The organism is Azospira restricta (genome assembly GCF_016858125.1).
Taxonomy (GTDB): domain Bacteria; phylum Pseudomonadota; class Gammaproteobacteria; order Burkholderiales; family Rhodocyclaceae; genus Proximibacter; species Proximibacter restrictus.
In genome coordinates this window covers 2,312,368-2,339,005 of the sequence record NZ_CP064781.1, presented here as the reverse complement: position 1 = coordinate 2,339,005, position 26,638 = coordinate 2,312,368, and the positions used below count along the sequence as shown (strand labels likewise).

The 26,638-nt window shown below is 68.0% G+C and carries 20 protein-coding genes and 1 tRNA gene; 9 read left to right on the top strand and 12 right to left on the bottom strand.

Annotation, left to right across the window (positions count from 1 at the left end; translation table 11 throughout):
* Window positions 1–149 precede the first annotated feature (149 nt).
* The 5 genes from IWH25_RS11495 to IWH25_RS11475 all read right to left on the bottom strand — a co-directional run bounded on the left by IWH25_RS11495 (window position 150) and on the right by IWH25_RS11475 (window position 4,723).
* Window positions 150–1,178, bottom strand: a complete 1,029-nt coding sequence (locus IWH25_RS11495; RefSeq protein WP_203385944.1) for a peptidylprolyl isomerase — start codon at window positions 1,176–1,178, stop codon at window positions 150–152.
* A gap of 74 nt (window positions 1,179–1,252) precedes the next feature.
* Window positions 1,253–2,131, bottom strand: a complete 879-nt coding sequence (locus IWH25_RS11490; RefSeq protein WP_238998873.1) for a cytochrome c3 family protein — start codon at window positions 2,129–2,131, stop codon at window positions 1,253–1,255.
* A gap of 243 nt (window positions 2,132–2,374) precedes the next feature.
* Entirely contained in the window at window positions 2,375–3,481 is a 1,107-nt protein-coding gene (locus tag IWH25_RS11485) for a 6-bladed beta-propeller (protein ID WP_203385943.1), read from the bottom strand.
* Between the two features lie 21 nt (window positions 3,482–3,502).
* Entirely contained in the window at window positions 3,503–4,210 is a 708-nt protein-coding gene (locus IWH25_RS11480) for a cytochrome c3 family protein (protein WP_238998872.1), read from the bottom strand.
* A gap of 192 nt (window positions 4,211–4,402) precedes the next feature.
* On the bottom strand, window positions 4,403–4,723 hold the full coding sequence (locus IWH25_RS11475) for a c-type cytochrome (RefSeq protein WP_203385942.1): 321 nt from the start codon (window positions 4,721–4,723) through the stop codon (window positions 4,403–4,405).
* A 157-nt stretch (window positions 4,724–4,880) separates the two neighbouring features.
* Here IWH25_RS11475 and IWH25_RS11470 point away from each other — a divergent pair, with 157 nt between their 5' ends.
* From IWH25_RS11470 to IWH25_RS11460, 3 genes are all read left to right on the top strand, one after another.
* Entirely contained in the window at window positions 4,881–5,960 is a 1,080-nt protein-coding gene (locus IWH25_RS11470; RefSeq protein WP_203385941.1) for a c-type cytochrome, read from the top strand.
* The gene (locus tag IWH25_RS11465) at window positions 5,957–6,952 is read left to right on the top strand and encodes a c-type cytochrome (RefSeq protein WP_203385940.1); all 996 of its coding nucleotides are present in this window, start codon (window positions 5,957–5,959) and stop codon (window positions 6,950–6,952) included. The genes IWH25_RS11470 and IWH25_RS11465 overlap by 4 nt, the downstream gene beginning before the upstream one ends.
* A gap of 83 nt (window positions 6,953–7,035) precedes the next feature.
* The gene (locus IWH25_RS11460) at window positions 7,036–11,007 is read left to right on the top strand and encodes a sensor domain-containing protein (protein ID WP_203385939.1); all 3,972 of its coding nucleotides are present in this window, start codon (window positions 7,036–7,038) and stop codon (window positions 11,005–11,007) included.
* Between the two features lie 13 nt (window positions 11,008–11,020).
* Here the strand turns inward: IWH25_RS11460 and IWH25_RS11455 are convergent, their stop codons facing one another.
* Window positions 11,021–11,890, bottom strand: a complete 870-nt coding sequence (locus tag IWH25_RS11455; protein ID WP_203385938.1) for a CHASE domain-containing protein — start codon at window positions 11,888–11,890, stop codon at window positions 11,021–11,023.
* Window positions 11,891–12,180: 290 nt separating this feature from the next.
* Here IWH25_RS11455 and IWH25_RS11450 point away from each other — a divergent pair, with 290 nt between their 5' ends.
* The 5 genes from IWH25_RS11450 to IWH25_RS11430 all read left to right on the top strand — a co-directional run bounded on the left by IWH25_RS11450 (window position 12,181) and on the right by IWH25_RS11430 (window position 19,454).
* Entirely contained in the window at window positions 12,181–13,986 is a 1,806-nt protein-coding gene (locus IWH25_RS11450) for a sensor histidine kinase (RefSeq protein ID WP_203385937.1), read from the top strand.
* 45 nt (window positions 13,987–14,031) lie between these two features.
* Window positions 14,032–15,057: a response regulator gene (locus IWH25_RS11445; RefSeq protein WP_238998871.1), complete on the top strand. Its 1,026-nt coding sequence runs from the start codon at window positions 14,032–14,034 to the stop codon at window positions 15,055–15,057.
* Window positions 15,058–15,091: 34 nt separating this feature from the next.
* Complete coding sequence (locus tag IWH25_RS11440) at window positions 15,092–15,727, top strand: c(7)-type cytochrome triheme domain-containing protein (protein ID WP_203385936.1); 636 nt, start codon at window positions 15,092–15,094, stop codon at window positions 15,725–15,727.
* A 25-nt stretch (window positions 15,728–15,752) separates the two neighbouring features.
* Window positions 15,753–16,010, top strand: a complete 258-nt coding sequence (locus IWH25_RS11435) for a hypothetical protein (protein ID WP_203385935.1) — start codon at window positions 15,753–15,755, stop codon at window positions 16,008–16,010.
* Window positions 16,011–16,109: 99 nt separating this feature from the next.
* Window positions 16,110–19,454, top strand: coding sequence for a bifunctional diguanylate cyclase/phosphodiesterase (locus IWH25_RS11430; protein ID WP_203385934.1), 3,345 nt, complete (start codon window positions 16,110–16,112; stop codon window positions 19,452–19,454).
* Window positions 19,455–19,520: 66 nt separating this feature from the next.
* Here IWH25_RS11430 and IWH25_RS11425 read toward each other — a convergent pair whose 3' ends face one another.
* The 4 genes from IWH25_RS11425 to IWH25_RS11410 all read right to left on the bottom strand — a co-directional run bounded on the left by IWH25_RS11425 (window position 19,521) and on the right by IWH25_RS11410 (window position 23,259).
* Window positions 19,521–21,941 carry a putative bifunctional diguanylate cyclase/phosphodiesterase gene (locus IWH25_RS11425; protein ID WP_203385933.1) on the bottom strand — a complete coding sequence of 807 codons (2,421 nt, stop codon included), beginning with the start codon at window positions 21,939–21,941 and terminating at the stop codon, window positions 19,521–19,523.
* 275 nt (window positions 21,942–22,216) lie between these two features.
* A tRNA-Ser gene (locus IWH25_RS11420) sits at window positions 22,217–22,307 on the bottom strand.
* Window positions 22,308–22,375: 68 nt separating this feature from the next.
* Window positions 22,376–22,861: a hypothetical protein gene (locus IWH25_RS11415; protein WP_203385932.1), complete on the bottom strand. Its 486-nt coding sequence runs from the start codon at window positions 22,859–22,861 to the stop codon at window positions 22,376–22,378.
* Between the two features lie 95 nt (window positions 22,862–22,956).
* Window positions 22,957–23,259, bottom strand: a complete 303-nt coding sequence (locus tag IWH25_RS11410; RefSeq protein ID WP_203385931.1) for a hypothetical protein — start codon at window positions 23,257–23,259, stop codon at window positions 22,957–22,959.
* Between the two features lie 60 nt (window positions 23,260–23,319).
* Between IWH25_RS11410 and IWH25_RS11405 the strand changes: the two genes are divergently transcribed.
* A complete protein-coding gene (locus IWH25_RS11405) occupies window positions 23,320–23,907 on the top strand; it encodes a tetratricopeptide repeat protein (RefSeq protein ID WP_203385930.1) in 588 nt (195 codons plus the stop codon).
* 133 nt (window positions 23,908–24,040) lie between these two features.
* Here IWH25_RS11405 and IWH25_RS11400 read toward each other — a convergent pair whose 3' ends face one another.
* Complete coding sequence (locus IWH25_RS11400) at window positions 24,041–26,122, bottom strand: sodium:solute symporter family protein (protein WP_203385929.1); 2,082 nt, start codon at window positions 26,120–26,122, stop codon at window positions 24,041–24,043.
* Window positions 26,122–26,340 (bottom strand): DUF4212 domain-containing protein, encoded by a 219-nt coding sequence (locus IWH25_RS11395; RefSeq protein WP_338022662.1) that lies wholly within the window; start codon window positions 26,338–26,340, stop codon window positions 26,122–26,124. The genes IWH25_RS11400 and IWH25_RS11395 overlap by 1 nt, the downstream gene beginning before the upstream one ends.
* Between the last annotated feature and the right edge of the window lie 298 nt (window positions 26,341–26,638).

The following is a 26,638-nucleotide window of genomic DNA, read 5'->3' as shown; positions in this document are numbered from 1 at the left end:
GCATGCGCCGCGAGCGGGCCGATCAGGAAAAGGGCACCGCCGACGAGAGGTACAGCAAGACAGCAGGAAACCTCGTGCCTGGCCAAATCTTTCGCGGAGGCTACCCCGGCGATCTCGGGCGGCGTGCGGCCGCCGGAACGAAAACGGGATTACCGGTGCCCCTCGCCCCCTCCGCCGGTGTGGTTGAACACCACTTTAACATCGGCCTTGCCGGTCAGCTCCTTGAGGAACTCGGACCACGCCTTCTCCTGGCGCTCGCGCACCGCGAGGTCGCGGGCGCGCTGGGCGACGTCGGCGAACTGGCGCAGCCGCGGCGGCACGCGCTCGTCGAGGCGGAAGATGGCGACGCCCTCGAGGATGTCCATCGGCTCGCCGACGACGCCGACCTTGAACTCGTCGATGCGCTGCTGCAGCGCCTCGGGCAGCATGCCGCGGTGCAGGTAGCCGGCGTTGCCGCCCTCCTCGGCGAACTTGCCCGACGAACGCAGGCGGGCAGCCTCGGCGAAGTCGGCGCCGGCGACCAGCTGCGCATGCAGCGTCTTCGCCTCCTCGCGCGCCTGCACCCAGGCCGGGCCGCCGGCAGCCGGATCGACGCCGAGCAGGATCACCGACAGGCGCAGTTTCTCGGGTTCGGTAAAGAGCTGCGGATTCTGCTCGTAGAAGGCGCGCACCTCGCCCTCCGAGAGCTCGTGCGTGCCGCGCACCTGGCGCTCGAGCACCTCCATGCGGCTCTGCTCGTCGAGCTGCTTCTTCAGCCCGGGCAGCATGCGCTCACGGCTCTGTGCCCAGGTCGGGCTGCTGCTGTAGCGGGCGTCGTACTTGGCGATCTGCTCGGCGACCGCAGCATCGTCGGGCTTGATGCCGCGGCGGTCGGCCTCCTCGGCGAGCAGCACGCGCTGCACCACGCGGTTCTTGACCTCTTCGCGCACGGCGGCCATTTCGCCTTCCGGCACCTTGCCGTGGTAGTACTTCTGGCGCAGCAGGGCGGAGAAGGCGATTTCATATTCCTGCAAGGTCACCGGCTTGCCGTTGACCGTCGCGTACAGCGGAATCTCCTGTGCCGCCGCCTGCGGCGCAGCCGGCGCGGCCTGGGCCAATGCGCCGGCCGCGGAAAGCCCCGCGGCCACGATCAGCGCATGCAGCAGACGCACGCCGAAGCGGGATGGAATGGATGTCACGTTCGCTCCTCCAAGAAAAAGGCGGGCCGACACTAGGTCCGGCCCGCCCGGTTTTACAGTCCAGCCGGTCTAGCTTACTTCACGTGGCAGGACAGGCAGACACCGCTTCCGGTATTCGACACCCGCAGGAAGGTCGGGTTGGCTTCGGTGTGGGGATCGTGGCAGCTGGCGCACTCGACCGACGGACCCGAACCGGCCGCGAAGGTACGAGTATAGAGGATCATGTCGGTCTTCTCACGCGTACCGGCGGTACCGACCGAGGTGTCGACCCACCACACCAGGTTGCTGTTGATCGTCGCGCTCTGCAGCGCCGCCGCGGTACCCGAAGCCTTGCCCTGGAAGTCGCCGTCCTTGCAGCCGGCACCGGTCGGTGCACCGGCGGTGACGCCGCCACCGCAGTACTGGATGCCGATCGGATGGTCGTTCTTCAGGTCGGTGCCGAGCATGGCCACCGTCGTGTTCTTCATCTTGCCGTCGACGTCGACGTTGGCGCCGGCCCAGGTGTAGCCGCGGCCGGTGGCGCCGCCGCCGGTGGCGTCGTAAGCGCCCGAGCCCGGGGCGTTGATGATGTTGTCCATGGCCTGCGTGCCGTCATGGCAGGACAGGCAGGCGATCGAGACCGAGCCGACGGAGAGGATTTCGCCGTCGATCGTGCTCGAGTTCAGGCTGGCGTAGGTGGTGAAGCCCGTGATGTTGGACAGGTTCTTGTTCCACAACGGCGCCGGAGCGGTCGTATCGGCCGCGTGCGGCGTATGGCAGAAGACGCAGATCTCGCCCGTGTCGGAGACCTTGTTGTTGCCCGCACCACCGGTCGAGCCGAGGTTGTGCTTGGTGTTGGCGATGCCCGCGACAGCCTGTTGCGAGACACCGACGGCGCCGAACATCAGCGCGGAAACGGCGACCAGCTTCAGGAGATTGCCGGTCAGCTTGGCGATGGTGCTTTTGCGTTCCATGATTTCTCTCCACTTCCCGAAAAGATTGATGGGTTCTTGTGTAACTCTCGGGCCTCGGCCCTCGCCCCTATCTATGCAGTAAGCGTGCCAGGAACCAACATCAATGTCATGTATTTGTTTTTATTTAATTTTATTCGCAAAACCCACTGCCATTCCGCCTTTCGCCACCGAGAATTCCCATAAAATTCCTGGGGGATTTCTCGGCAGCGGGAAGCCGCACCCGCCGCCTCCCGGAAAATCCCGCTACTGGCGCGCCTCCGCCACCGGCCGCTTGCCAAGGAAGCCGCCGTCGGCCGAGAGCTTGACCGGACGGAAGATATCGACCTTGCGGAACCACTGGTCGACCATATAGATGCGCCCGTCCTCGTCGACGTAGATGCCGGACGGCAGCATGTAGCGCCCCGGGCCGTCGCGCTCGGAGCGCTCGCCGACGTACATCAGCAGGTCGCCGTCCGGGCTGAAGATCTGGAAGTTGCCGAAGGCGGCGTCGACCACGTAGACGTTGCCGTCGTTGTCGGTCGCCACTTCCTTCGGCCGCGCGAAGTTGCCGAGCTGCTTGCCGATCGTGCCGAAGGCCTGCAGGTACTTTCCCGTGGCGTCGAAGACCTGGACCCGGAAGTTGCCGCCGTCGACGACGTAGATGCGGCCGTCCTTGCCGATGGCGACGTCGCGCGGCAGGTTGAATTCGCCCTGTCCCTTGCCGCGCTTGCCGATGTCGAACAGGTGGTTGCCGCTGGCGGCGTCGTAGACGCGCACGCGGTGCTGCTCGGACGAGACGCCGCCGATGTCGACGACGTAGATGCGCTTGCCCTCGGCGTCGACGGTGACGCTGGACAGACGGTCGAACTGCTTCGGCCCGCCGATCTTGCGCAGGAACTTGCCCTTGGCGTCGTAGATCATGATCGCCTTCGCCGTCGCGTCGGCGACATAGACATTGCCGGCGTTGTCGATGTCGATGCCGAGAGGCTTGACCAGCGGCCCCGCCTCGTCCTCGCCGAGCTTGTAGTATTTGCCGGCGGGCACGTCGAAGACGCGCACGAAGCGGTCGGCGGAGTCGGTGACCATCACCCGGCCGCGATGCACCACCACCGCGTAGGGCTTGCCGAGGCCTTCGGCGCCCTCGGCGGTACCGGTCAGCATCTGCTTCAGACCGGCGTCGGCCTTGCGCGTCTGCACGTCGGCGCTGCTGTAGATCGAGCGCTCGTAGATGAAGCGCGGCTCGTCCGGCGGCCCCGGAAAGACCAGCGGCTTGTTGTCGACCTTGGTTTCGACCTGCTGCACCGGCGCGCAGGCGGCGAGCAGGGCGCCGAGCAGGCAGGCGCCGGCGAGGCGCAAAGTGTTCATGTACATGGAAGCTCTCCGGGATTCACCTTATTTGTCGTGACAGGTCAGGCACAGCTTGCTGCCCTGGTTCGTGACACGCAAGAACAAAGGGTTGGCCGAATGCGGATCGTGACAGCTGCCGCACTCGACGAATGGTACCTCACCGCCTGCATCGACGTCGGCGCGGACGTAGAGCGGCAGGTCGCTGCGGCTGCGCAGCGCGGCGTTGCCGGTGGAAGAGACCCACCACACGGTGCGGTTGTCGACCACCGCATTGCTCGGCTCGCGGAAATCGTTGAGCGCCTTCAGGTGCTTGGCCGCCACCGACGGCGCCTCCTCGCCGTCGGACTTCTTCACCTCCGGCGCCGGCCGGTGGCGCGAGTAGCCGCGGTAGGGGACACCGAAGGGATGGTCGTAGGAGAACTTGGTCACCGAGAAGGCCTGCGCCGAGTCGTGACAGGACAGGCAGGCGATCGACTGCGAACCGATCGCCGGCTTGTCGCCGAACTGCAGGCGACCGATGTCGTCGTAGATCGTGAAGCTGTGGTTCTCCGGCAGCGAGCGCTGCTGCCAGGCGGGAACGATGCGCGGCAGCCCGTCGTCGGCGATGTTGATCGTCGGCGTGTGGCAGAACACGCAGACCTCCTTGGGATCCTTCGACTCCGTACGCTTCGCCAGGCTGTGCGGCGTCGTCCGGATATCCGGGAACACGGGCATCGTCACCATCAGCAGCACACCGCACCACAGCCAACGCACATCGTCTCCTGATCCACGGCCTGCACCGCGCAAGCCTCGCCGCGCCTTCCCGAATCCGGGAAAAAACGCCGCAGCCCGTTGCCGGGCCGCGGCGCAAAAACAGTCGCCGGGTGAAACTAGAGGGAGAGGCCTTGACGGCACCCCGGCAACTGCGACAACAACCCGTTCCTCGTCTCCAATTCCCGTCCGCCGTCACCTGACGCCGGACAACATGTAATCCATCGCGGCCTCGGCCTGCAGGTCGCTGACCGACGCATTGCCGCCCTTCGGCGGCATCGCGCCCTTGCCCTTCAGCACCGAGCGCATCAGCTCCTTGCGCCCGAGCAGCAGGCGCATCTCCCATTCGGCACGATTACCGAAGCGGGGCGCACCGGCGACGCCGTTGGCATGACACGCCGCACACACCTCGACATAGACGCGCCGACCCACGGACGCATTCGCGTCCAGCGGTTCTGCCAGTGCGCCGGTCACCGCCACGCAGGCGACCAGCGCCGGCAGCAGTCGTTGTCTCATGCATGCTCTCCTTCGGTCGTCTCTCGCCGCGACGTCGGCGGCTGGACGACCGGGCAACATCCATGCAACACTCGTGCCACTTCCCGTTTTCGGGAAACATGGCCCGCTTCTTGCTGAAGCCCCGACCATACGCCATTGCCCACAAGGAACCGGATCCATGCGTCGAATTCGCTTCTCCCTCGCCCCCGCCGGACTGGCCCGTGCCGCCCGCGGCCTCGGCCTCGCCGCCGCCCTGCTCGGCGCCGCCGCGACGACTGCCGGCGAGCGCCCGCTGAAGGGCGGGCCGATCAAGCCCGAGGTGATCTATCACAACTACTGCTCGGTCTGCCACGGCGACCGCGGCGACGGCAACAGCCGCGCCAAGGGCAGCCTGGTGCCGCCGCCGCGCGACTTCACCAAGGCCAGCGAGCTGACGCGCTCGTCGATGATCACCATCGTCACCTACGGCAAGGAAGGCACGGCGATGACCGGATGGACGACGCAGCTCGACAAGAAGGAGATCGAGGCCGTCGTCGACTACATCCGCAACACCTTCATGCAGGTTGCGCTCGACCCCCGCCTGCAGAAGGGCCGCACGCTCTACGCGCACAACTGCGTCGCCTGCCACGGCGAGCGCGGCCAAGGTGCGCCGATCACCGTCGGCGTCGTGCCGCCGCGCGACTTCGCGTCGCCGCAGGCGCGCGCCGAGCTGACCCGCGAGCGGATGATCCAGTCGGTGGCCAAGGGCCGCCCGAACACGGCGATGGCGCCGTTTGCCGACCGCCTGTCGGCCGACGACATCGGCGCCGTCGTCGACTACATCCGCGCCGCGCTGATGGTGCCCGATACCCGCGGCGTCTCCGGCACCGACGCGCACGCCGGCCGCCGCGGCGCGGCATCGCCGCGCGAGGACGGCATGGCGCAGCCTTTCCAGAGCGCGCTGAAGCCGAATGCCGCCGCCGGCGAGAAGCTGTACATGGCCACCTGCGCCACCTGCCACGGCAAGAAGGGCGACGGCAAGGGCCCGCGCGCCTACTTCATCCGGCCGAAGCCCAGGAACTTCCTCGACCCCGCCTTCCGCAGCACCTTCAACCGCCCGGCGCTGTACACCGCGGTCGCCGAAGGCCGCCTCGGCACCGAGATGCCGGCCTGGAACAAGGTGCTCTCCGAGCAGGAGATGGTCGACGTCAGCGAGTTCGTGTTCACGCGCTTCGTCAAGCCCAGCGCGCGCAAGGCGGCACCCAAGGAGGCGAATTGATCGCACGCATCCTGGCGGGCGCCGCGCTGGCGCTCGCCGTCGCCGCCCCGGCAGCGGCCGCGGCGGAAGCGGCAGCGGACGGCCGCGCCGTCTATAACTTCCGCTGCTACTTCTGCCACGGCTACTCCGGCAATGCGAAGACGCTCGCCGCCACCTACCTGAACCCGAAGCCGAGCGACTTCACGCAGGCCGACCCGGCGCGGGTGACGCGCGAACTGGTGCTGGAGACGCTGCGCCACGGCCGCCCGGGAACGGCGATGAAATCCTTTGCCGGCGTCATCGGCGAGAAGGAGATGGCCGCCGTCGCCGACTTCGTCGTCGACGAGTTCGTCAGGCGCAAGGCGCCGAACACCCGCTACCACACCGTCGAGAACGGCTGGCCCGGCCACGAGCGCTACCGCGCGGCGTTCCCGTTTGCCACCGGAGAGATTCCCCTTTCCCGCCCCTGGGAAAACCTCAGCCCGGACGAGGCCGCCGGCAAGCGCCTCTACCTCGGCGCCTGCGTCAGCTGCCACGACCGCGGCGCGCCCGGCGACGACGGCGTCGAATGGGACGCCCGCCCGCTCTCCTTCCCGCGCAACAACTTCTCGCTGGCCGAGTCGATGGCCAAGCCGCCGACCGCGGTCGATGCGATCACCAGCGCCAGCCCCTACGCGCTGCACGACATCCCGCCCAAGGTGAACGGCCTGAGCGCGCAGCAGCGGCGCGGCGAAAAGCTGTTCCAGCAGAACTGCGCGTTCTGCCACGGCGCCGACGGCACCGGCATGAACTGGATCGGCCAGTTCATGGAACCGCACCCGCGCAACCTGCAGGACCCGACCTTCATGGGCAGCGCGACGCGCGCGGGCATCGTCCACGCGATCCGCGAAGGGCTCGCCAACACCTCGATGCCGGCCTGGAAATCGGTGCTGAAGGAGCGCGACATCCAGGCCATCGTCGCCTACATCGACAAGGTCTTCCACCCCATCGGCAAGCCGAAGCCGCCGCGCTGATCCCGCCCGGAACCCCTGGCACCCATCTTGCGTGAATGGTGCATCGGTGCTGCCCAGGCGGCGCCCCAGGGAGTGGAACCGGGATGAAGCGCTGGCAGCAACTGATTCGCGACGCGCGCGGCATGGCCCATGTGGTCGCCGCCGGCACGACGCTGCTCTTCGCGCTGCCGGTCGGGGCCTACCTCGTCCACCGCCAGATCGCCGACGACGCCGAGCGCGAGGCGCTGGTCACCCGCCACGCCAACCTGCACGTACGCATGATCGAGGCGGCGCTCGAGCGCACCGCGACCGCCACGCGCCTGCTTGCCGATTCGCTGCCGGCGCGCGCGCCGGCGCAGATCCTCGCCGTCGGGCAGAGCCTGATCAAGGTCAGCGGCACGATCACCCGGCTCGAAATCTCGCGCGACGGCCATCCGCCGTTCATCATCACCCGCGACCACACGCTGGCGCTCAACGACCGCACCATCGTGCCGCTGCTCGAGGCGAACGCCGGCATCGGCCTGATGGGCGCACCGGTGCTCGCCGTACGCTCCGGCCAGCTGGTCGTCAGCCAGGCGCTGGCGGTGCAGGATGGCGGCCCGCGGCCGCGCTTCTGGGGCTACGCCGCCGCCGTCGTTCCCTTCTCGAACCTGGCAACCGTTTCCCATCTCGAAGACCTGCAGGCCGAGGGCTACGGCGTCCGCCTGCAGCACGGCCAGGAGGGCAACGAGGCGAAGGCGGTGGTCTTTGAACAGCGCTTCGACCCCGCCGCCGCCGGCGTCACCCGCAGCATCCCGTTCGTCGGCAGCGGCCACCTGCGCCTCGACGTGCAGCGCATCCCGCCGGTCCTCGGTGGGCTGGCACCGATCACCTGGGGCTTCTACGCGCTCGGCAGCGTGCTCTTCTACCTGCTCTCGCTGCGCCTGCTGCGGCGTCCGGCGGAACTCGAGCGCGAGGTCGCCCGCCGCACCCGCCAGCTCGACAACGAGAAGCTGGCGCTGCAGCGCGAGGCCGGCAGCCGGATCCAGGCCGAACGCCTGCTCGAACGATCGCACCGCATCCTCGACTCGATCTTCGAACACTTCCCCGGCATGCTGGTGCTGAAGCGCGCCGGCGACCTGCGCGTGGCGATGGTCAACCGCTCCGCCGAGGAGATCCTCGGCCGCCCCCGCGAGGCGGTGGTCGGCCGCTCCGCCGACGAGCTGTACGACCCCGAGCTCGCCGACCGCATGACGCGCGGCGACTACCAGGCGATGATCGACCGGCAGGTGATCGAGCTGTCGCCCGAGCGCATCGAATCGGCGGAAAAGCCCGAGCGCTGGCTGCGCTTCCGCAAGGTGGTGCTGCCCGACCGCGACGGCAAGCCGGAGTACATCCTCGAGTTCGGCGAGGACGTCACCGAGCGCGAGCGCCTCGACCTGCGCCTGCGCGAACACCTCAACTTCCTCGAGCAGCTGCTCGACGCGATCCCGGCGCCGCTCTTCTTCAAGGACGACAAGGGCCGCTACATCGGCGCCAACACCGCCTTCGAGCGCTACCTCGGCAAGCCGCGCAGCGAGATCATCGGCAAGACGGTGTTCGACGTCTCGCCGGGCTCGCTTGCCTACATCTACCACCGCGCCGACTGCGAGCTGCTCGCCGCCGGCGGCAGCCAGATCTACGAATCGCGGGTGCGCGACGCCGACGGCGTCGAGCGCGACGTGATGTTCCACAAGGCGGTCTTCCACGCCACCAGCGGCGAGGCCGGCGGCATCGTCGGCATGTTCCTCGACATCAGCGAGCGCAAGCAGGCCGAGCAGCGCATCGGCCAGCTCAACCGCATGCTCACCGTGCTCAGCCAGACCAACCAGGCGATCGTCCGCATCCACGAGCGCGACGCGCTGCTGGCCGAGGTCGCCCGCCTGATCCGCAGCGACGGCGGCTTCCCGGTGGCCTGGATCTACCTCGCCGGCGACGCCGGCGTGCGCATCGTCGCCGACAGCGGCTTCGGCTTCGACGTCGGCTTCGCGCAGCGGATGACCGACGCGCTGCTCGCCAGCGAAACCTGCCCGTCGACCCGTCCGCTCGCGTGCGACACCGTCGCCTGCTGCGACGCCGCCCTCGCCGGCGACCTCGCCAAGCAGGGCCTGCAGTCCTTCGTACACATGCCGCTGCAGTCGCGCGACGGGCACCTCGGCGGCATCGGCATCCTCGGCACCGACCGCGGCGCGCTCGGCGACGAGGAGCACGAGATGCTGCAGAAGCTCGCCGACAACGTCTCCTTCGCGCTCGACGCCTTCGCCGAAGAGGCCCGGCGCAAGACCGCCGAAGGCAAGCTGCAGCTCGCCGCCTGCGTCTTCGAGAACAGCGCCGAGGGCCTCATCGTCACCGACCCGGCGAACCGCATCCTGATGGTCAACCGCGCCTTCACCCAAGTCACCGGCTACGCCGCCGACGAGGTGATCGGGCAGACGCCGGCACTGCTCAGCTCCGGCCGCCAGGACCCGGCGTTCTACAAGCAGATGTGGAAATCGCTGCACGAGCGCGGCGAATGGCGCGGCGAGATCGAGAACCGGCGCAAGAACGGCGAGATCTACCCGGAGTGGCTGAACATCAGCATCGTCCGCGACAGCGCGGGCGAGCTCACCAACTACGTCGCCGTCTTCTCCGACCTCACCGCACGCAAGGAAATCGAGGCGCGGGTGAACTTCCTCGCCCACTACGACGCGCTGACCTCGCTGCCCAACCGCGTGCTGTTCACCAACCGGCTCGAGCAGTTCATGGCGCAGGCGCGCGCCGGCAAGCGCAAGCTGGCGGTGATGTTCCTCGACATCGACCGCTTCAAGCTGATCAACGACAGCGTCGGCCACGACGCCGGCGACACGCTGCTGCTGGAAGTCTCCAACCGCCTGCTCGCCTGCCTGCCCAAGGGCAGCGACGTCTCGCGGCTGGGCGGCGACGAGTTCGCGGTGATCCTCTCCGGCATGGACTCGCCGGCCGCCGCCGCCACCTGCGCCTCGACCATCCAGCACGCGCTGCGCCAGCAGCTGCGCATCGAGGAGCACGAGATCCACCTCTCGGTGAGCATCGGCATCAGCGTCTTCCCCGACGACGCCGACAGCGTCGAGGCGCTCGCCGCGCACGCCGACACCGCCCGCTATGCCGCCGCCGAGAACGGCGGCAACGCCTACCGCTTCTTCCAGCCGGAGATGAACAGCCGCTCGGCCGAGCGCATGCGGCTGGAGAGCCGCCTGCACCACGCGCTCGACCGCGGCGAGCTGTCGGTCTACTTCCAGCCGCTGATCGCCGCGCGCAGCGGCCAGATCATCGGCGCCGAGGCGCTGCTGCGCTGGCGCCACGACGAGGTCGACGCCTTCGTCTCGCCGGCGACCTTCGTCCCGCTGCTCGAGGAGACCGGGCTGATCGTCGGCATCGGCGAGTGGGTGATGCGCATCGCCTGCCAGGAGAACCAGCGCTGGCGCGACGCCAGCGGCCGCGAGCTGTTCGTCGCGGTGAACCTGTCGGCGGTGCAGCTCGCCGACGACGCGCTGGTGGACAAGGTCGGCGCGATCCTGCGCGAGCAGCGCTTCGACCCCCGCCACCTGGAAATCGAACTGACCGAGAGCGCGGTGATGCGCGACGCGCAGCGCGGCGTGCGCACGATGCAGCAGCTGAAGGCGCTCGGCGTCAGCCTGTCGATCGACGACTTCGGCACCGGCTATTCCAGCCTCAGCTACCTGAAGCAGCTGCCGCTCGACACGCTGAAGATCGACCGCTCCTTCGTCATCGACGCGCCGACCGACCCGGAAGCCGTGTCGATCATCCGCGCGATCATTGCGCTCGGCCACTCGCTGCACCTCGAGATCATCGCCGAGGGCGTCGAACATCCGGCGCAGGTCAATTTCCTGCGCGACAACGGCGCCGACATCCTGCAGGGCTATTACTTCGCGCAGCCGTTGCCGGCGGAACAGTTCATGGACCTGATCACCGGCGGCCCGGCCTACCCGGTCGCCGCCCCGCAGCCGGCACTGCAACTGGCACCGCCGCCGCAGCCGGGCAAGGTGGCCGGCGCGCTGCGCAGCGGCGGCAAGGGCTGACGGCGGCGCCGGCTCAGCGGCCGAAGCGCCGGATCAGCAGGTACTGCGCATAGGTGACCGCCAGCGCCAGCACCAGGCTGGCGACGACCAGCAGCCCTTCCCGCAGCGGCGGGTTCCAGCCCTCCTCCGGCGCCAGCCGCAGCTGCCAGCTGCCGTTCGGAACCTCGATGCGGACCGCCACCGCCTCCTCCGGCGGCCCCTCGCCGCGACGGGAAAACACCTCGCAGCCGTCGTCGGCGAGGATGCGGCACAGTTCGAAGCGGTAGCCCTGGCTCGCCAGTTCGGGGATGCCGCCGGCCTCGAGCAGCTGCGGCAGACGGACGACGACGATGGTGAAGCCCCAGAAATACCCCCAGCCGTTCTCGTCCTGCAGGAACACCGGGAAGCGGCCGATCACGCCGACACCGCCCTGGCTCAGCGGATAGGGACCGCCCAGCGTCAACTGGCGGCGGGCGATCGTCTGCTGCGCCTCGTGGCGGCGCGCCGGATGCTTCAACAGGTCGGTGCCGGGCACCGACTCGTTTCCCGAAAGCGGGAAGACGTCCCTGACGACGCCGTTCGGCGCCAGCTGGATCGACGAGACCATCGGGAACAGCGCGACGATGCCGGCGGCGGTCTGCTCGAAATCGGGGACGAAGCCCTTGTTGCGCTGCACCAGCGAAGCGAGCATGTAGGCTGGCGCCATCGTCTCCTGCAGGCGGTGCGACAGGCGTTGCGCGTAATCGCCGGCGACATGCAGCGCATGGGCGCGGCGGCTGTCGGCGGCGCCGCGCAGGATCGCGGTGCCGAACACGAGGAACAGCAGCAGCGAAACCGTGAAGGTCACGCCGAGGGCCCGCGACAGCCGGCGCCCGCTCCCCGCCTCCATGCCGGATTGTTTCACGTGCTCCGTCCCTGTCCGTTTTTATGGTCCCCGATGCCGGGGAATGTACCCGATCCCGCGGCCGGAGAACACCGTCGCCGAGCACGGGCCGACAGCGCTCTGGCACGACCTGTGCATAGGACTTTTGGCGTAAGTCCGAGAAAGGACGGAGGGCCGATTCGACGCTGCCGCAGGCGCGGCGCAGCGGACCCGCCGCCGAACAAACACCCCAAAACCGGGAAAGCCTTCCCGAAACCGGGAAGGGCGACAGCAAGCGCCGCCGACCGCGGCCAACCGCATGGGAGCGAGGGATGCAATTTCACCTGGTACGCTACTTCACCGCCGCCAGCCTGGGCATGTTCCTGCTCGTCGCCGCGGCGCTGACCTACTTCGAGTTCCAGCAGGGCGACTTCTTCCGCGCGACGCAGGCGAAACAGGCCGACTTCTTCAAGGAAGTGCAGGACGGCTTCGCCAGGCGCCAGGAGGAAGCGGCCCGCCGCGACCTGCTGACGATCCACGAATCGGGCAACGTCAACCTCACCCGCCTGTTCGCCAACGCGCTCTGGGAGCGCGACTTCGCGCCCTTCGTCGAGAAGGCGCAGGCGATCAGCGTCGAGCCCTGCCACGCGATCGCCGACGTCAAGGACGAGAAGACCGGCAAGACGGTCGCGCCGGCCGAGAAGAAGGCCTGCTTCGCCGAAGTCGGCAAGAAGATCATGGCGCTCCCCGGCTTCAGGGAACTCGACGCCAAGGTCGTCGATTCGATGAAGAAGAGTTCGGTGTTCAAGATCAAGGTCTTCGACCTGCGCGGCGTCACCATCTATTCGTCCGAGCACAAGCAGGTCGGCGAGGACAAGCTGTCCAACGCCGGCTGGCGGCAGGCGCGCGACGGCAAGCCGGCGAGCGAGCTGACCCACCGCGACAAGTTCTCCGCCTTCGAGGGCGTGGTCGAGAACCGCGACCTGATCTCCAGCTATCTGCCGGTGCTGCAGCCCGGCGGCGACAGGATCGTCGGCGTCTTCGAGGTGTATTCGGACGTGACCCCGTTCCTCGCGCAGATCAAGGACACCTCGGCACAGCTGAAGAAAACCGCCACCGACAACCAGGCACGCGTGACGCAGGCCGCCGACGAGGCGCAGGCCGAGGCGGAAAGCTCGTCCACGAAGACGCTGGCGGCGGTGATGCTGCTGCTCGGCATCCTCTTCGCCGCGCTGTTCGCGATCGTGCGCCGCGCCGACGGTATCATCCGCACGCAGGAGAAGGAGCGCGAGGAGTCGATGCAGCAGATGGCACAGGCCGAGAAAATGGCCTCGCTCGGCCAGATGGTCGCCGGCGTCGCCCACCAGCTGAATACGCCGCTCGCCTTCTCGCACAGCAACGTTTCGCTGGCGATCGGCGCGCTGCAGGAATTCGAAACCCCGCTGTCGGTCGCCGGCCGGCTGGCCAACCTGGTGCGCGCGAATCCCGACGCCGAGTCGGTGCCGCTCGACCTGGTCATCAACCACTCGCGCCCGGCGATCGAGCAGATCCGCGTCGACGGCCAGGCCGCGAAACAGGTCGCCGAGATGCTCGGCGACGTGATCCAGGGCGTCGACCAGATGCGCGAACTGGTCGACAACCTGAAGGACTTCACCCGCCTCGACCGCGCCAAGCTGTCCGACGTCGACATCAACGCGACGCTGCATACCGTCGTCTATATCGCGCGCAGCTCGATCCCGGTGCGCGTCGCGATCAACGAGGAATTCGACAAGGCGCTGCCGGCGATCGAATGCAACCCGTCGCAGCTGAACCAGGTCTTCCTCAACCTGATCACCAACGCCTCGCAGGCGATCGAGGGCGACGGCGAGGTGCGCGTGCGCACGCGCGCCAACGGCAACCACGTCTTCGTCGACGTCATCGACAACGGCGCCGGCATCCCGGCCGAGGTGCTGCCGAACATCTTCGACACCTATTACACGACCAAGCCGAAGGGCATCGGCACCGGCCTCGGCCTGCCGATCGCGCGCGACATCGTGCGCGCGCACGGCGGCGAGCTGACGGTCGAAACCGAGGTCGGCAAGGGCACCACCTTCACTGTCGCCCTGCCCTATTCCGTTCCGGAGAGCGGCCGCGCCTGAGGCCGCCGCTGACAACACGCTAGATTGAGACCCAGGGAGCCTGCCATGACCAATGCCGCGATCTCGATGTCCATGCCGATGAGCGTATCGACCGCCAAGGGACGCGTCCTCTGCGTCGACGACGAACCGAACATCCTGCGCGCCCTCTCCTGGCTGCTGCAGAAGGAATTCGAGGTGGTCACCTCGACCAGCGGCCACGAAGCGCTGGAAATCGTGCGCAAGGACAACTTCGACGTCGTCATCAGCGACCAGCGCATGCCCGAGATGAGCGGCGTCGACTTCCTGCGCGAGGTGCGCGCGATCGCCCCGCGCTCGATGCGCATCCTGCTCACCGGCTATTCCGACATGCAGGCGGTGCTGCGTTCGGTGAACGAGTCGGAGATCTTCCGCTACATCAACAAGCCGTGGAACATCAACGATCTGCCCAAGGTCGTCGCGCAGGCCGCCGAGATCGCCCGCACGCAGCCGGCGCCGACGCCCGAGCCGGCGGTCGAGGAGCTGCCGCTGCCGGCGCGCGACGAGGCGAAGATCCTGGTCATCGACGACGATCCGGAGATGCACGCCGCGGTCGAGCTGAGCGCCGGCGACATCGCCACCGTCGTGCACGTCACCAACGTCGTCGACGCCGTGCACGCGCTGCAGAACCAGCCGGTCGGCGTCATCGTCTCGGAAACGCGGCTCGGCTCGGTCGACCTGACCCGGCTGATCTGCCTGATGAAGCAGCGCCACCCGCAGATCGTCACCGTCGTGCTCGCCGAGGAAACCGGCACCGACCTCGTCTCCAAGCTGATCAACCAGGGCCAGATCTACCGCTTCGTGCCGAAGCCGGTGAAGTCGGGCTACATGCGGATGATCCTGCGCTCGGCGCTGGCGAAGAGCCACCAGCTCTCCGAGTCGCCGGACCTGAACGGCCGCCACCAGGTCGAGGCGCTGCCGGAAGCGGAATGCCAGACGCTGGTGCAGGACCTCAACGTCGCCGCGCAGGGCAGCACCGCCCAGGCGGCGCCGGCCGAGGAGCGTCCCGGCCTGATCGGCGGCTTCCTCAAGCGCCTGTTCGGCGGCGCGCGCTGAGCGACGCGCGCCGTCCCGCAACCCCCCCCGTTCCATGAACCCGTTCCGACGCCGGCGGCCTTCTCTCCTCCTCACCGGCCTGAGCGGGTTCCTGTTCCTCCTGCTGGCCACCGGCGACGGCCATGCCTTCCTGCGCGCGGTGAAGCCGGCGGCGGATGCCGCCGCGCCGGCGAGCGTGCCCGCCGCGGCGGCGCCGGCGACCGAAACACACCAGGCGCGGCGGATTCTCGACCAGCAGCAGTTCTACGACGAGGCCAACCCGGACCGCAACAAGCTGCAGCGCATCGAGGAGGCGACGCGCCACCTGCCCTACGACGCGGTCGGCTTTCCCGACTGGATGCGCGCGCTGCGCGAGGCCAGGATCACGCCGCGCTACAATCTGCGCGGCGACGCCCGGCCGGAGCTGCTCGACCTCGACATCGTGATGAAGAACACCAAGGAAATGCCCAACGTGCGTTTCCCGCACCTGTCGCACACGCTGTGGCTCGCCTGTTCGAACTGCCATCCGGCACCGTTCAAGGCGCAGAAGGGCGCCAACCCGATCCGCATGGCCGACATCTTCCGCGGCGAGTATTGCGGCATGTGCCACGACCGCGTCGCCTTCATCACCTTCTATTCCTGCAACCGCTGCCACAGCGTGCCGGCTGGCACGAATGCTGCCTCACAGTAAGCTGAGGGAGGCACGAGAAAAGACCATGGCCTGGACCACACGGAATTCGCTGAATCGCTGGTGCCTGCGCTCCCTGCACGAGAACAGCGCATCGCCGCTGCCCGACCTGCTCGGCGACGCCGACGCCGGCGTTGCCGCGCTCGCCCGGCAACGCCACAAGGGCAGGCCGCCGCTGATGAATTCCTGCGTCGCGCCGCATTGCGATGCCTGGCGCCCGCTCGACGCGGAACGCGGCATCTGCCTGTTCCGCGAAATGGTGAAAGCGGAGATCGCCGGCAAGTAAACCGAACGTTGAGGAGCCCCACCCCGGCCGCTGCCGCGCTTTCACCGGATCCCGGAAGCGGCGTAGCATCGACGGGGTTCTCCGTTTCGACGGCGCCCCATGACCCCGATGCAGAACACCACCGCCCCCTCCGACAACAACGCCAAGGACCGGCGCCGCCTGCTGCTGGCGGTCGGACTCGCCGGCCTGCTGGCGGCGCTGGTCGGCAGCCTGATCGTCTGGCAGTCGGAGCAGCGCCGCCTCGAGGCGGCGCGCACGATCGCCGCGCAGGCCGCCACCGACCACGTGCAACATCTCGACCAGACGCTGCAGCAGGCGCTGTCGGCGACCTACGCGCTGGCCGCGCTGGTCCGCCAGGGGCAGGGCGAGATCGACAATTTCGAGGAAACGGCACGGCAGATGCTGCAGATCTACCCGGCGGTGTCGGCCCTGCAACTGGCGCCGAACGGGATCATCCGCGACATCGTTCCGCTCGCCGGCAACGAGCCGGCGATCGGCCACGACCTGCTGAAGGACCCGGCGCGCACCAAGGAGGCCTTCCTCGCCCGCGACACCGGCAAGCTGACGCTGGCCGGCCCGTTCAAGCTGTTGCAGGGGGGCATGGGCGTCGTCGGCCGGCTGCCGGTGTTCCTCCCCGATGCCGCCGGCGGGACGCGTTTCTGGGGCTTCACCACGGTGCTGGTGCGCTTCCCCGAGGCGATCGAGAGCGCCGGCCTCGGCAAGCTGCTGCGCGACGGCTACCACTACCGGCTGTGGCGCATCCATCCGGACAGCGGCGAACGGCAGACCATCGCCGCCTCGCTCGACGCGCTGGCGGCCCCGGTCGAGCGCACGCTGACGGTGCCCAACGGCGAATGGACGCTCAGCGTCGCGCCGATCGACGGCTGGGACGACCCGGGCGGGCTCGCGCTCAAGCTGGGGCTGGCGGCGCTCTTCGTCTTCCTGTTCACGCTGACCGCGGCGATCCAGTTTCGCCAGCCGCTGCTGCTGCGCCGCGAGGTCGAGCGGCGGACGCGCGAGCTGCGCGAGCGCGAGGCGATGCTGCGCAGCATGAACGAGCTGTCCTCGGACTGGTTCTGGACGCAGGACGCCGACTACCGCTTCACCTCGCTGACCAGCGGCATGGAGCGCATCGTCGGCCTCAAGCCCGACCAGCTGATCGGCCGCTGCCGCTGGGACCTCGACACCACGCTGAACGACGCCGAATGGGCGGCACACCGCGGCCTGCTCGAGGCGCGCCAGCCGTTCCGCGACTTCGTCTACGGCATCCGCCGCGACGACGGCGAGGTCCGCTACATCAGCGTCTCCGGCGAGCCGGTGTTCGACGAGCTGGGCGCGTTCGCCGGCTACCGCGGCACCGGGCGCAACATCACCGCCCGCAAGCTCGCCGAGCAGCGCCTGGTCGAGAGCGAGGCGCGCTTCCAGCAGATGTTCGAGGAGGCGCCGGTGGCGATGTCGGTGACCACCGAGGCCGACGGCTTCGTCGCCACCCGCTGGAACTCGGCCTGGCTGCACAACTTCGGCTACCCGCCGGAGACCGCGCAGGGGAAGAGCGGCAACCAGCTGGGACTGTGGGTGATCCCGCAGGAACGCGACGACTACAACAGCGATGCCAGCCGCTACGGCGCTACGCAGCCGCGGGAAGTCCGGATGCGGCGCGCCAACGGCGACATCCGCCAGGTCGCCGTCTCCGGCCGGATGGTGACCTCCGGCGGCCAGCGCATGCTGCTCACCACCTACGACGACATCACCGAACGGCGGCAGGCCGAGAACCGCCTGCGCGACTCGCTGCAGCGGCTGGAGCTGCACATCTCGGCGACGCCGCTCGCCGTGATCGACTGGGACGCCGACTTCCGCGTCGTCGCCTGGAACCCGGCCGCCGAGCGCATCTTCGGCTACCGCCGCGACGAGGCGATCGGCCAGCACGCCTCGTTCATCGTTCCCGAACGCTACCGCCATCGCGTCGACGGCGTGATGAAGGCGCTCTTCAGCCGCAGCGAGAGCCACCGCAGCACCGACACCAACGTCACCAAGAACGGCGCGACGATCGAATGCGAGTGGTACAACGCGCCGATCACCGACGCCAGCGGCCGCACCGTCGCGCTCAGCTCGCTGGTGCACGACGTCACCGACCGCCTCAAGTACATGCGGGCGCTCGAGTACCAGGCGCACCACGACCCGCTGACGCAGCTCTACAACCGCAACTGGCTGGCGGCCGAGATCGACCGCCATATCGCCGACACGCCCGAGGTCGCGCTCGACGTCATCTTCATCGACCTCGACCGCTTCAAGGAAATCAACGACACGCTCGGCCACCGCATCGGCGACGAACTGCTGATCCAGCTGGCGAGCCGGCTGAAGGCGACGCTCGAGCGCGACGGCTGCCAGGTCGCCCGCCTCGGCGGCGACGAGTTCGCCGTACTCGCCCCGGACAGCGCGATCGACCGCCTGGCACCGGAAATCCTGCAGACGCTGCGGCAGCCGGTCGAGCTCTCCGGCATGAACCTCGAGGTGGGTGCCGGCGTCGGCATCGCCCGCTACCCGCTGCACGGCGCCGACGCCGCGTCGCTGATGCGCTGCGCCGACATCGCGATGTACCACGCCAAGGACACCGCACAGAGCTACACGGTCTACTCGCCGGCGATCGACACCTACTCGCAGGACCAGCTGACGCTGATGAACGACCTGCGTTCGGCGATCCGCAACGACGAGCTGCAGCTCTACTTCCAGCCCAAGGTCGGGCTCGCCGGCGAAACCCTGGTCGGCTACGAGACGCTGCTGCGCTGGCGCCACCCGCTGCGCGGCATGGTGCCGCCCGGCCACTTCATCCCGCACGCGGAATTCACCGACCTGATGCGGCCGCTGACGCACTGGGTGATCGAGGGCGCGCTGCGCCAGTGGCGCACCTGGGCCGACGACGGCCACGAGACCAGCGTCGCCATCAACCTCTCCTCGCGCAACCTGCTCGAGGACGGCCTGCCCGACGACATCGGCCGCCTGCTCGGCGCCTACCGCGTCGCCCCGGAGCTGATCGAATTCGAGATCACCGAGAGCGCGATCATGGCCGACCCGGAGAAGGCGATGAGCATCCTACACCGGCTGCGCAACCTGGGCGTCACGCTGTCGATCGACGACTTCGGCACCGGCTACTCGTCGCTCGCCTACCTGCGCCGGCTGCCGGTGCAAAAGCTGAAGATCGACGCCTCGTTCGTGATGGGCATGCACCACAACCGCGAGGACCGCATCATCGTCGAGTCGACCATCGGCCTCGCGCACAACCTGGGCCTCAAGGTCGTCGCCGAAGGCGTCGAGAGCGAAGCCTCGCTGGCGCTGCTCGCCGAGCTCGGCTGCGACGAGGCGCAGGGCTATTTCTTCTCGCGCCCGCTGCCGCCGGACGAGCTCGAACGCTGGCGGCTCAGTCCCTGCCCGACGACGCTGCAGTAGGCCGCGCCCCCGGTTGACGGACCAGGGCCGGACAGCCGGCCGTTCTTCCGCGCCCGCCGGCGCCGCTCAGGATTTCACCGGTGCGCCCAGCAGGTTGCCCTGCACGCGGCTGCACGCCAGCTCGCGCAGCACGGCGAGCTGGCCCTCGGTCTCCACCCCTTCGGCGACGATGCGCAGCGCGAGCGCATGCGCGACGCCGAAGATCGCGGTCAGGATCGCGTAGCCGGCCGGGTCGGCGCCGTGCTCGATGAGCAGGCTGCGGTCGATCTTCAGCGCGCTGACCGGCAGCCGGCGCAGCGCGGTCATGTTCGAGTAGCCGGTGCCGAAGTCGTCGAGCGAGACGCCGACGCCGAGGTCGGCCAGCGCACGGATCGTCCGCGCCGCGTAGTCGACGTCCTGCATCGCCAGGCTCTCCGAGATCTCCAGTTCGAGCAGCTGCGGCGAAACGCCGGTGCGCTTCAGCGTGTTGCGCACCATCTCGACCAGGTCCGGCCGGCGGAACTCCGGCGCCGACAGGTTGACCGCGATCGCCACCGCCGCGTCGCCACCCTGCCACGCGCGCGCCTGCAGGCAGGCCGACTCGAGCACCCATTCGCCGATCTTGACGATCAGGCCGGTCTCCTCGGCGAGCGGCAGGAACTCCTCCGGCAGCACCAGCTCGTCGGCGGCGACCTGCCAGCGCAGCAGCGCCTCCTGGCCGTGGATCGCGCCGCTCTGCAGGTCGAAGATCGGCTGGTAGTGCAGCACGAAGCTGCGCTCGAGCACCGCCTGGCGCAGGCGCGCCTCCATCTCGGCGTGGCGCGACGGCATGCCGACCAGCTCCGGCGAGAAGAAGGCGACGCTGGCGCGGCCGCTGCCCTTGACGCTGTACATCGCCGCGTCGGCACGCTTCATCAGCGTGTCGACGTCGCGGCCGTCGCGCGGGTACATGGCGATGCCGATGCTGGTGGTGACCACGCGCGACTCCGGCCCGATGTCGATCGGCACCTGCATCGCCGCCAGGATCTTGGTTGCCACGGCCTGCGCGTCGGATTCCTCGGAGATCTCCGGCAGCAGCACCGTGAACTCGTCGCCGGCCAGCCGGGCGACGGTGTCGGTGCCGCGCACGCACTGCCGCAGCCGCGCCGCCACTTCCTTGAGCAGCAGGTCGCCGGCGTCGTGGCCGAAGGTGTCGTTGATCTGCTTGAAGCGGTCGAGGTCGAGGAACATCACCGCCGGCGTCCGCGTCTTGTGGCGCTTGGCCTGCATCAGCGCCTGCTCGAGGCGGTCGCGGAAGAGGATGCGGTTGGGCAGCTTGGTCAGCCCGTCGTGGAAAGCCTGGAAGGTGATCATCTCCTCGCGCTGCTTGCGCTCGGTGATGTCGGAGAAGATCGCCACGTAGTGCTCGACCTCGCCGCGCTTGTTGCGCACCGCGCTGATGTTGAGCCACTCGGCGTAGATCGAACCGTTCTTGCGGCGGTTCCAGATCTCGCCGCGCCACTCGCCCTTCTCGGACAGGACCTTCCAGAACTCGTGGTAGAACTCCTCGCCCTGCTTGCCCGACTTGAGCAGCGCCGGCGTCTGCCCGATCGCCTCCTCGGCGGAGTAGCCGGTGGTGTCGGAGAAGGCCTTGTTCACCATCTGGATGCGCGCCCGGGCGTCGGTGACGGTGATCCCCTCCAGCGACGAATCGAAGACGATGCGCGACAACCGCTGCTGCTGGATCAGCTCGTAGGCCTTGCCCATCACGCGGTTGAACGCCGTCGTCGCCAGGCCGACCTCGTCCCGGCCGCGCTCCGGCAGCAACTGGATGTCGTCGATGTCGCCGGCGGCGATGCGCTGCAGGCCCTCGGTCATGCGGCGCATCGGCCGCGTCACCAGGCGCGAGGTGAAGAACCAGATGAACAGGCCGAGCGGCACGCACAGCGCGGCGGCGGCGATCAGCGCATTCTTGCTGAACTCGCGGACGGTTTCGTGCGCCTTGGCCAGCGAGACCTCCATGCTCACCGCACCGAGCACGGTGCCGGGCGTGACCTCGTGGCAGAAGGTGCAGTTCTTGCCGAGGTAATTCTCCGAGGCGATCGCCGGGATCACCGCGCGCAGCCGCTCGCTGCCGTCCTTGCCGCGGAACACGTCGAACTGCGGGGTACCGTGGCGCAGCACGTTGTGCTCGGCCGGGTCGGTCGGGATCTCGCCCTCGAGCCCGGGGCCGTACTGCTTGACCACCGCCTCGCTGCGGAACACCTTGATCGACTCGATGTGGTTGGTTTCCTTGATCTGGTCGAGGAAGATCGAGCGCAGCGAGATGGTGCCGGTGATCATCATCCCGGTCAGGCCGGCCAGCGTCACCTGGTGCACGCTCATCGCGATGTCGCGCGCCTGCTCCTCGGCGATCTTGCGCTGCTCGAGCGTCGCCCAGTGGATCAGGCCGGCGCCGGAAACGATCACCGCCAGCAGGATAGACACGACCAGCCGTACCCAGATCTTGACGTCCATCAGCTTGACCATGACCGCGAACCCCAACCATTCCCGAAAGTGGAAATTATCTCCCGATACCGGGACGAGCGCTCCACCCATCGCAGCTTTTCCGGAGCCTCCGCGCCGACTTGTACCGCAAAATCGGCCCGGCAGCGCCACCCGTCATCAAAAATTGAGCAAATAGCATACCCAGCGTCGGGCAAGTCCTTGCCGCAGAACGGAATCCACAACCACCTGCCGGCCGGCAGCGGAAATAAAAAAACCCGCAGGGCGTCAGCCTTGCGGGTTTTCTCGTTGTCGTGTCCTGGCGGAGAGGGCGGGATTCGAACCCGCGTTGGGATATTATCCCAAACACGCTTTCCAGGCGTGCGACTTAAACCACTCATCCACCTCTCCGGAAGGCGCGCATTCTACCAGAAGGCGGCTGCAGCGACCAAGGTTTTTGCCGCCCGCGCCGAAGCCGCTCACGCCGCCGGCACCAACGGCTCGAACCGTTGCCAGAAGGCTTCCGATTTCTTGCGCTTGCCGAAATCGGCGATCAGGTCGCGGTACTTCTCGCCGACCGCGCGCAGCTCCGCCCGCGTGCGCGCCGCGTCGACCTTGCCGGTGAACTGGTCGGCATCGGGGCCGAACACCTCGAGCAGCGTCTGCACCAGCAGCCGCTTGGCCTCGGCCAGCCCCGGCTCCTCCTGGGCCGGAGCCGCCGCGGACGCCGCGGACGCCGCCGGCGGTGCGCCGGCGACGGCGGCGATATAGCCGCCGTCCTCGAGCAGCTGCAGGAATTCCGCGGCGTTCGGATAGGCGGCGAACTTGTCGAGCAGCTGGGCGCCGCTCGCCTTGCCGTCGATCAGCATCAACAGCGAGCGCGCGCGCGACGGGATCGCCTGGCTGCGCTGGGCGACCTCGCCGGCCCCCTTGTCCGTCCTGACATAAATGGCTGCCGGATTCATATGTCCTCCTCGACCTCGATCATCCGATGGAAAACGGGCGCTCTGCGGCGCCGCCGCTCAAAAACCCTGCACGTCGATACCCTCGCCCGCCGCCGTCAGCACGCCAGCGCATTGGCCGCGCAGATCATCCGCCGCAGGTAGGCCAACGCGATCCACAGCCAGAACAGCAGGAAGAAGGCGACGAACGGAATGTGGCGATCGATCACCAGGCGCGGCGTGAGCAGACGGACCAGGCGCAGTACCGGGCTGGTGACGATGCGGAACAACTGATAGACGCCGTTCTTCTCGCGCGAGGCACCGGCGAGGACGTAGAGCAGCCCCTGCCCGAGCAGGAAGAATCCGGCCACTTCGACCAGCGACCGGAGCACGCTGACAAGCAGCAGTTCAGTGTTTACCATGTGGCTTCCATAAAGGTTTCAAACATTCTAACCATCCCGCCGACGAGGAGACAAAGCGGAATGAACTTCGAACAATGGCGCCATTCGACGCGCGCCTGGCTGTTCCATTTCATCGGTAAGGAAGAACTCGCCTACGACGAATACGTCACCGCCTACCGCCACCATCCGACCGCCGCCGCCGCGCGCAGCCTCGGCTGCATCAAGGCCGGCAAGGAGGCGATGGGCGACGCCGTGCACTGGTTCGAGGAAGCCGTCCGCCTCGAACCCGAGCACGCCGAAACCTGGTTCAACCTCGGCTTCGTGCGCGAACGCGACGGGCGCCGGCGCGAGGCGATCGACGCCTTCCGCGAGAGCGTCCGCCTGCAGCCGACGATCGACCGTGCCTGGTACGGCATGGGCATGGCGCACGCCGCCCTCGGCGAGCACCAGGACGCGGTGAAGGCCTTCGAGGAGGCTGCCCGGCTGCAACCGATGAACTCGGAGGCACGCTACCAGCTGGGGATGGCCTGCTACCACGCCGGCGACCTCGCCCGTGCGCGCGCCGCGATCAAGGAACTGAAAGGCTTCGACCCGAAACGGGCGAACGCACTGATCCGCGACACCGGCAGCGATGAATTCGACGACCTGATCACCACCCTTCCCTTCTAGACCTTCGCCGAGGACGCCCCGGGCGGCGCGGACGCCGCGCCGGGATCCTGTCTTGCCCTCGGTTGTCGCAAAAAAGGCCCGCCGAAGCGGGCCTTGAAGTCTGGCTTGCGCACTCGACAAGCCAGGAGGTTGCTTACGCCCCGGCGGTGTTGATGTCGCCTTCCAGGCTCGGGTAGCGGACATGGTCCACCAGCTCCTGCACTTCCTTCGACGGCGCCGGCGTGATCAGCGTGCCGATGATGATGCCGATGAAGCCGGCCGGGATGCCGAAGATGCCGGCAGCGATCGGGTTGATGTCCCACCACTTCGGCGCATTGACCCCGAAGAACGGATAGGTCAGGTACATGTAGTAGGCGCAGATGATGAGGCCCAGCGACATGCCGAGGATCGCACCGAGCTTGTTCGCCCGCTTCCAGAACACGCCGCAGACGAGCGCCGGGAAGAAGGCGGACGCCGCCAGCGAGAACGCCGCGCCGACCAGGAACAGGATGTCGCCCGGTTTCAGCGAAGTGACGTAGGCCGCGAGGACCGCCACCACCAGCAGCAGCGACTTCGACACCACCAGGCGGCGGGTCGTCGGCGCGTTCGGGTCGATGATCTTGTAATAGACGTCGTGCGACAGCGCGTTGGCGATCGTCAGCAGCAGGCCGTCGGCGGTCGACAGCGCGGCGGCCAGGCCGCCGGCGGCGACTAGGCCGGAGATCACGTACGGCAGGCCGGCGATCTCGGGCGTGGCGAGCACGACGAGGTCGCCGCCGATGGTGATCTCGGCGAGCTGGACGAGGCCGTCCTTGTTGATGTCGGTGATCGCCATCAGCGTCTTGTCCACCGTGGCCCAGTTCGCGACCCATGCCGGTAGCTGCGCGAACGACGTGCCGACCAGGTTCGAATAGACCTCGTACTTGACCAGCACGGCCAGCGCCGGCGCGGTGAAGTAGAGCAGGAAGATGAAGAACAGCGACCAGAACACCGAGACGCGGGCCTCACGTACCGATGGCGTCGTGTAGAAGCGCATCAGGATGTGCGGCAGCGCGGCGGTACCGACCATCAGGCACAGGATCAGCGCGAGGAAGTTCCTCTTCGCGACGTCGCGCGCCTTGTCGTCCTTGGCCGGGAACGGCTCGGCGTGCGACTTGATCGGCGCCGCCTTGGCGGTGTTGGCGGCCTTCGCCGCGGTCCACGCCTTCTTCGCGTCGGCCGGCGTCGCCGGATAGTCCTTGACCGCCTTCTCGGCCGCCTCGATCGCCTTGGCGTCGCCGCCGGTGGTGCGCAGCTCGGTGACCTTCGCCACCAGCTTCTCCTTCTCGGCCGCGAGGTAGGCGGCACCGCCGGTCTCCAGCGCCTTCAGGTTGGCGTCGGCGGCGGCGGCGCGGTCGCGGAAGATCTGGCGAACGCTCTCCTCCTTGGCGCCGTCGGGCGAGGCCTTGTCGTTGAGCACCTTCTCGCGCTCGCCGACCTTCTGCAGCTGCTGGCCGTAGGCGATCTGCGGGATCGGGTTGCCGGTGTGCTTCACCGACAGCCAGACGACCGGGATCATGTAGGCGACGATCAGGATGATGTACTGCGCCACCTGCGTCCAGGTCACCGCCTTCATGCCGCCGAGGAACGAGCAGACGAGGATGCCGGCGAGGCCGACGAAGACGCCGAGCGTGAACTCGAGGCCGGTGAAGCGGCTGGTGATCAGGCCGACGCCGTAGATCTGCGCGATCACGTAGGTGAACGAGCAGAGGATCGCGGCGAGCACGCCGATCAGGCGCGGGATGTTGCCGCCGTAGCGCGCGCCGAGGAAGTCCGGGATCGTGAACTGCCCGAATTTCCGCAGGTACGGTGCCAGGAACAGCGCCACCAGGCAGTAGCCGCCGGTCCAGCCCATGATGAAGGCGAGTCCGTCATAGCCAGCGTGGTACAGCGTACCCGCCATGCCGATGAAGGACGCCGCCGACATCCAGTCGGCGCCGGTGGCCATGCCGTTGAACAGCGCCGGCACGCGGCGGCCGGCGACGTAGTACTCCGACACGTCCGCCGTCTTCGACATGAAGCCGATGCCGGCGTAGAGCAGGATGGTCGCGGCGAGGAAGATATAGCCGAGGATCTTGTTCGGCACCCCGGCGAACTCGAGGATGCCGACCGCGATCACGAAGGCGACGAAACCGCCGGTGTAGAAGGTGTAGTACTTCTTCAGCTGGGCGGCGAATTGCGATTGGGTCTGGGCCATCAGTCATCCTCCCCTTCGTGGACCCCGTACTCCTGGTCCAGCTTGTTCATGTAGCGGGCGTAGTACCAGATGATCAGCACGTACACCACCAGCGAACCCTGCGCCCCCATGTAGAAGCCGAGCGGGAAGCCCAGGATCACGACGGAGTTGAGCTCGCGCGCGTAGAACGATGCGACGAAGGTGACGACGAACCAGATGAACAGGAGTATCCCGGTCACAGCGAGATTCTTGTGCCAGTACTCCACATGCTTTTGAGTCAACTGCATGGAAGGGTCCCTCCTCCTAAGAAAGTCTTCCGATTGCATACGACCGTACCGCCCGACTGACACGGCACGGCACTGCGGGGAACGCGGCCGCTGTTCCGGTCTGATGCCACGCGGCTGCTTCCCCAAAGAGACGGAACGGACAAAGCTTTGATTCAGGTCAATTCCGATCTTGGCTGACAAGACTCCGCCAGCTACCTTTCACGAAACTTACAAGACTGACGAAGCTGTCAGGAATTTGATTTGTGCGACG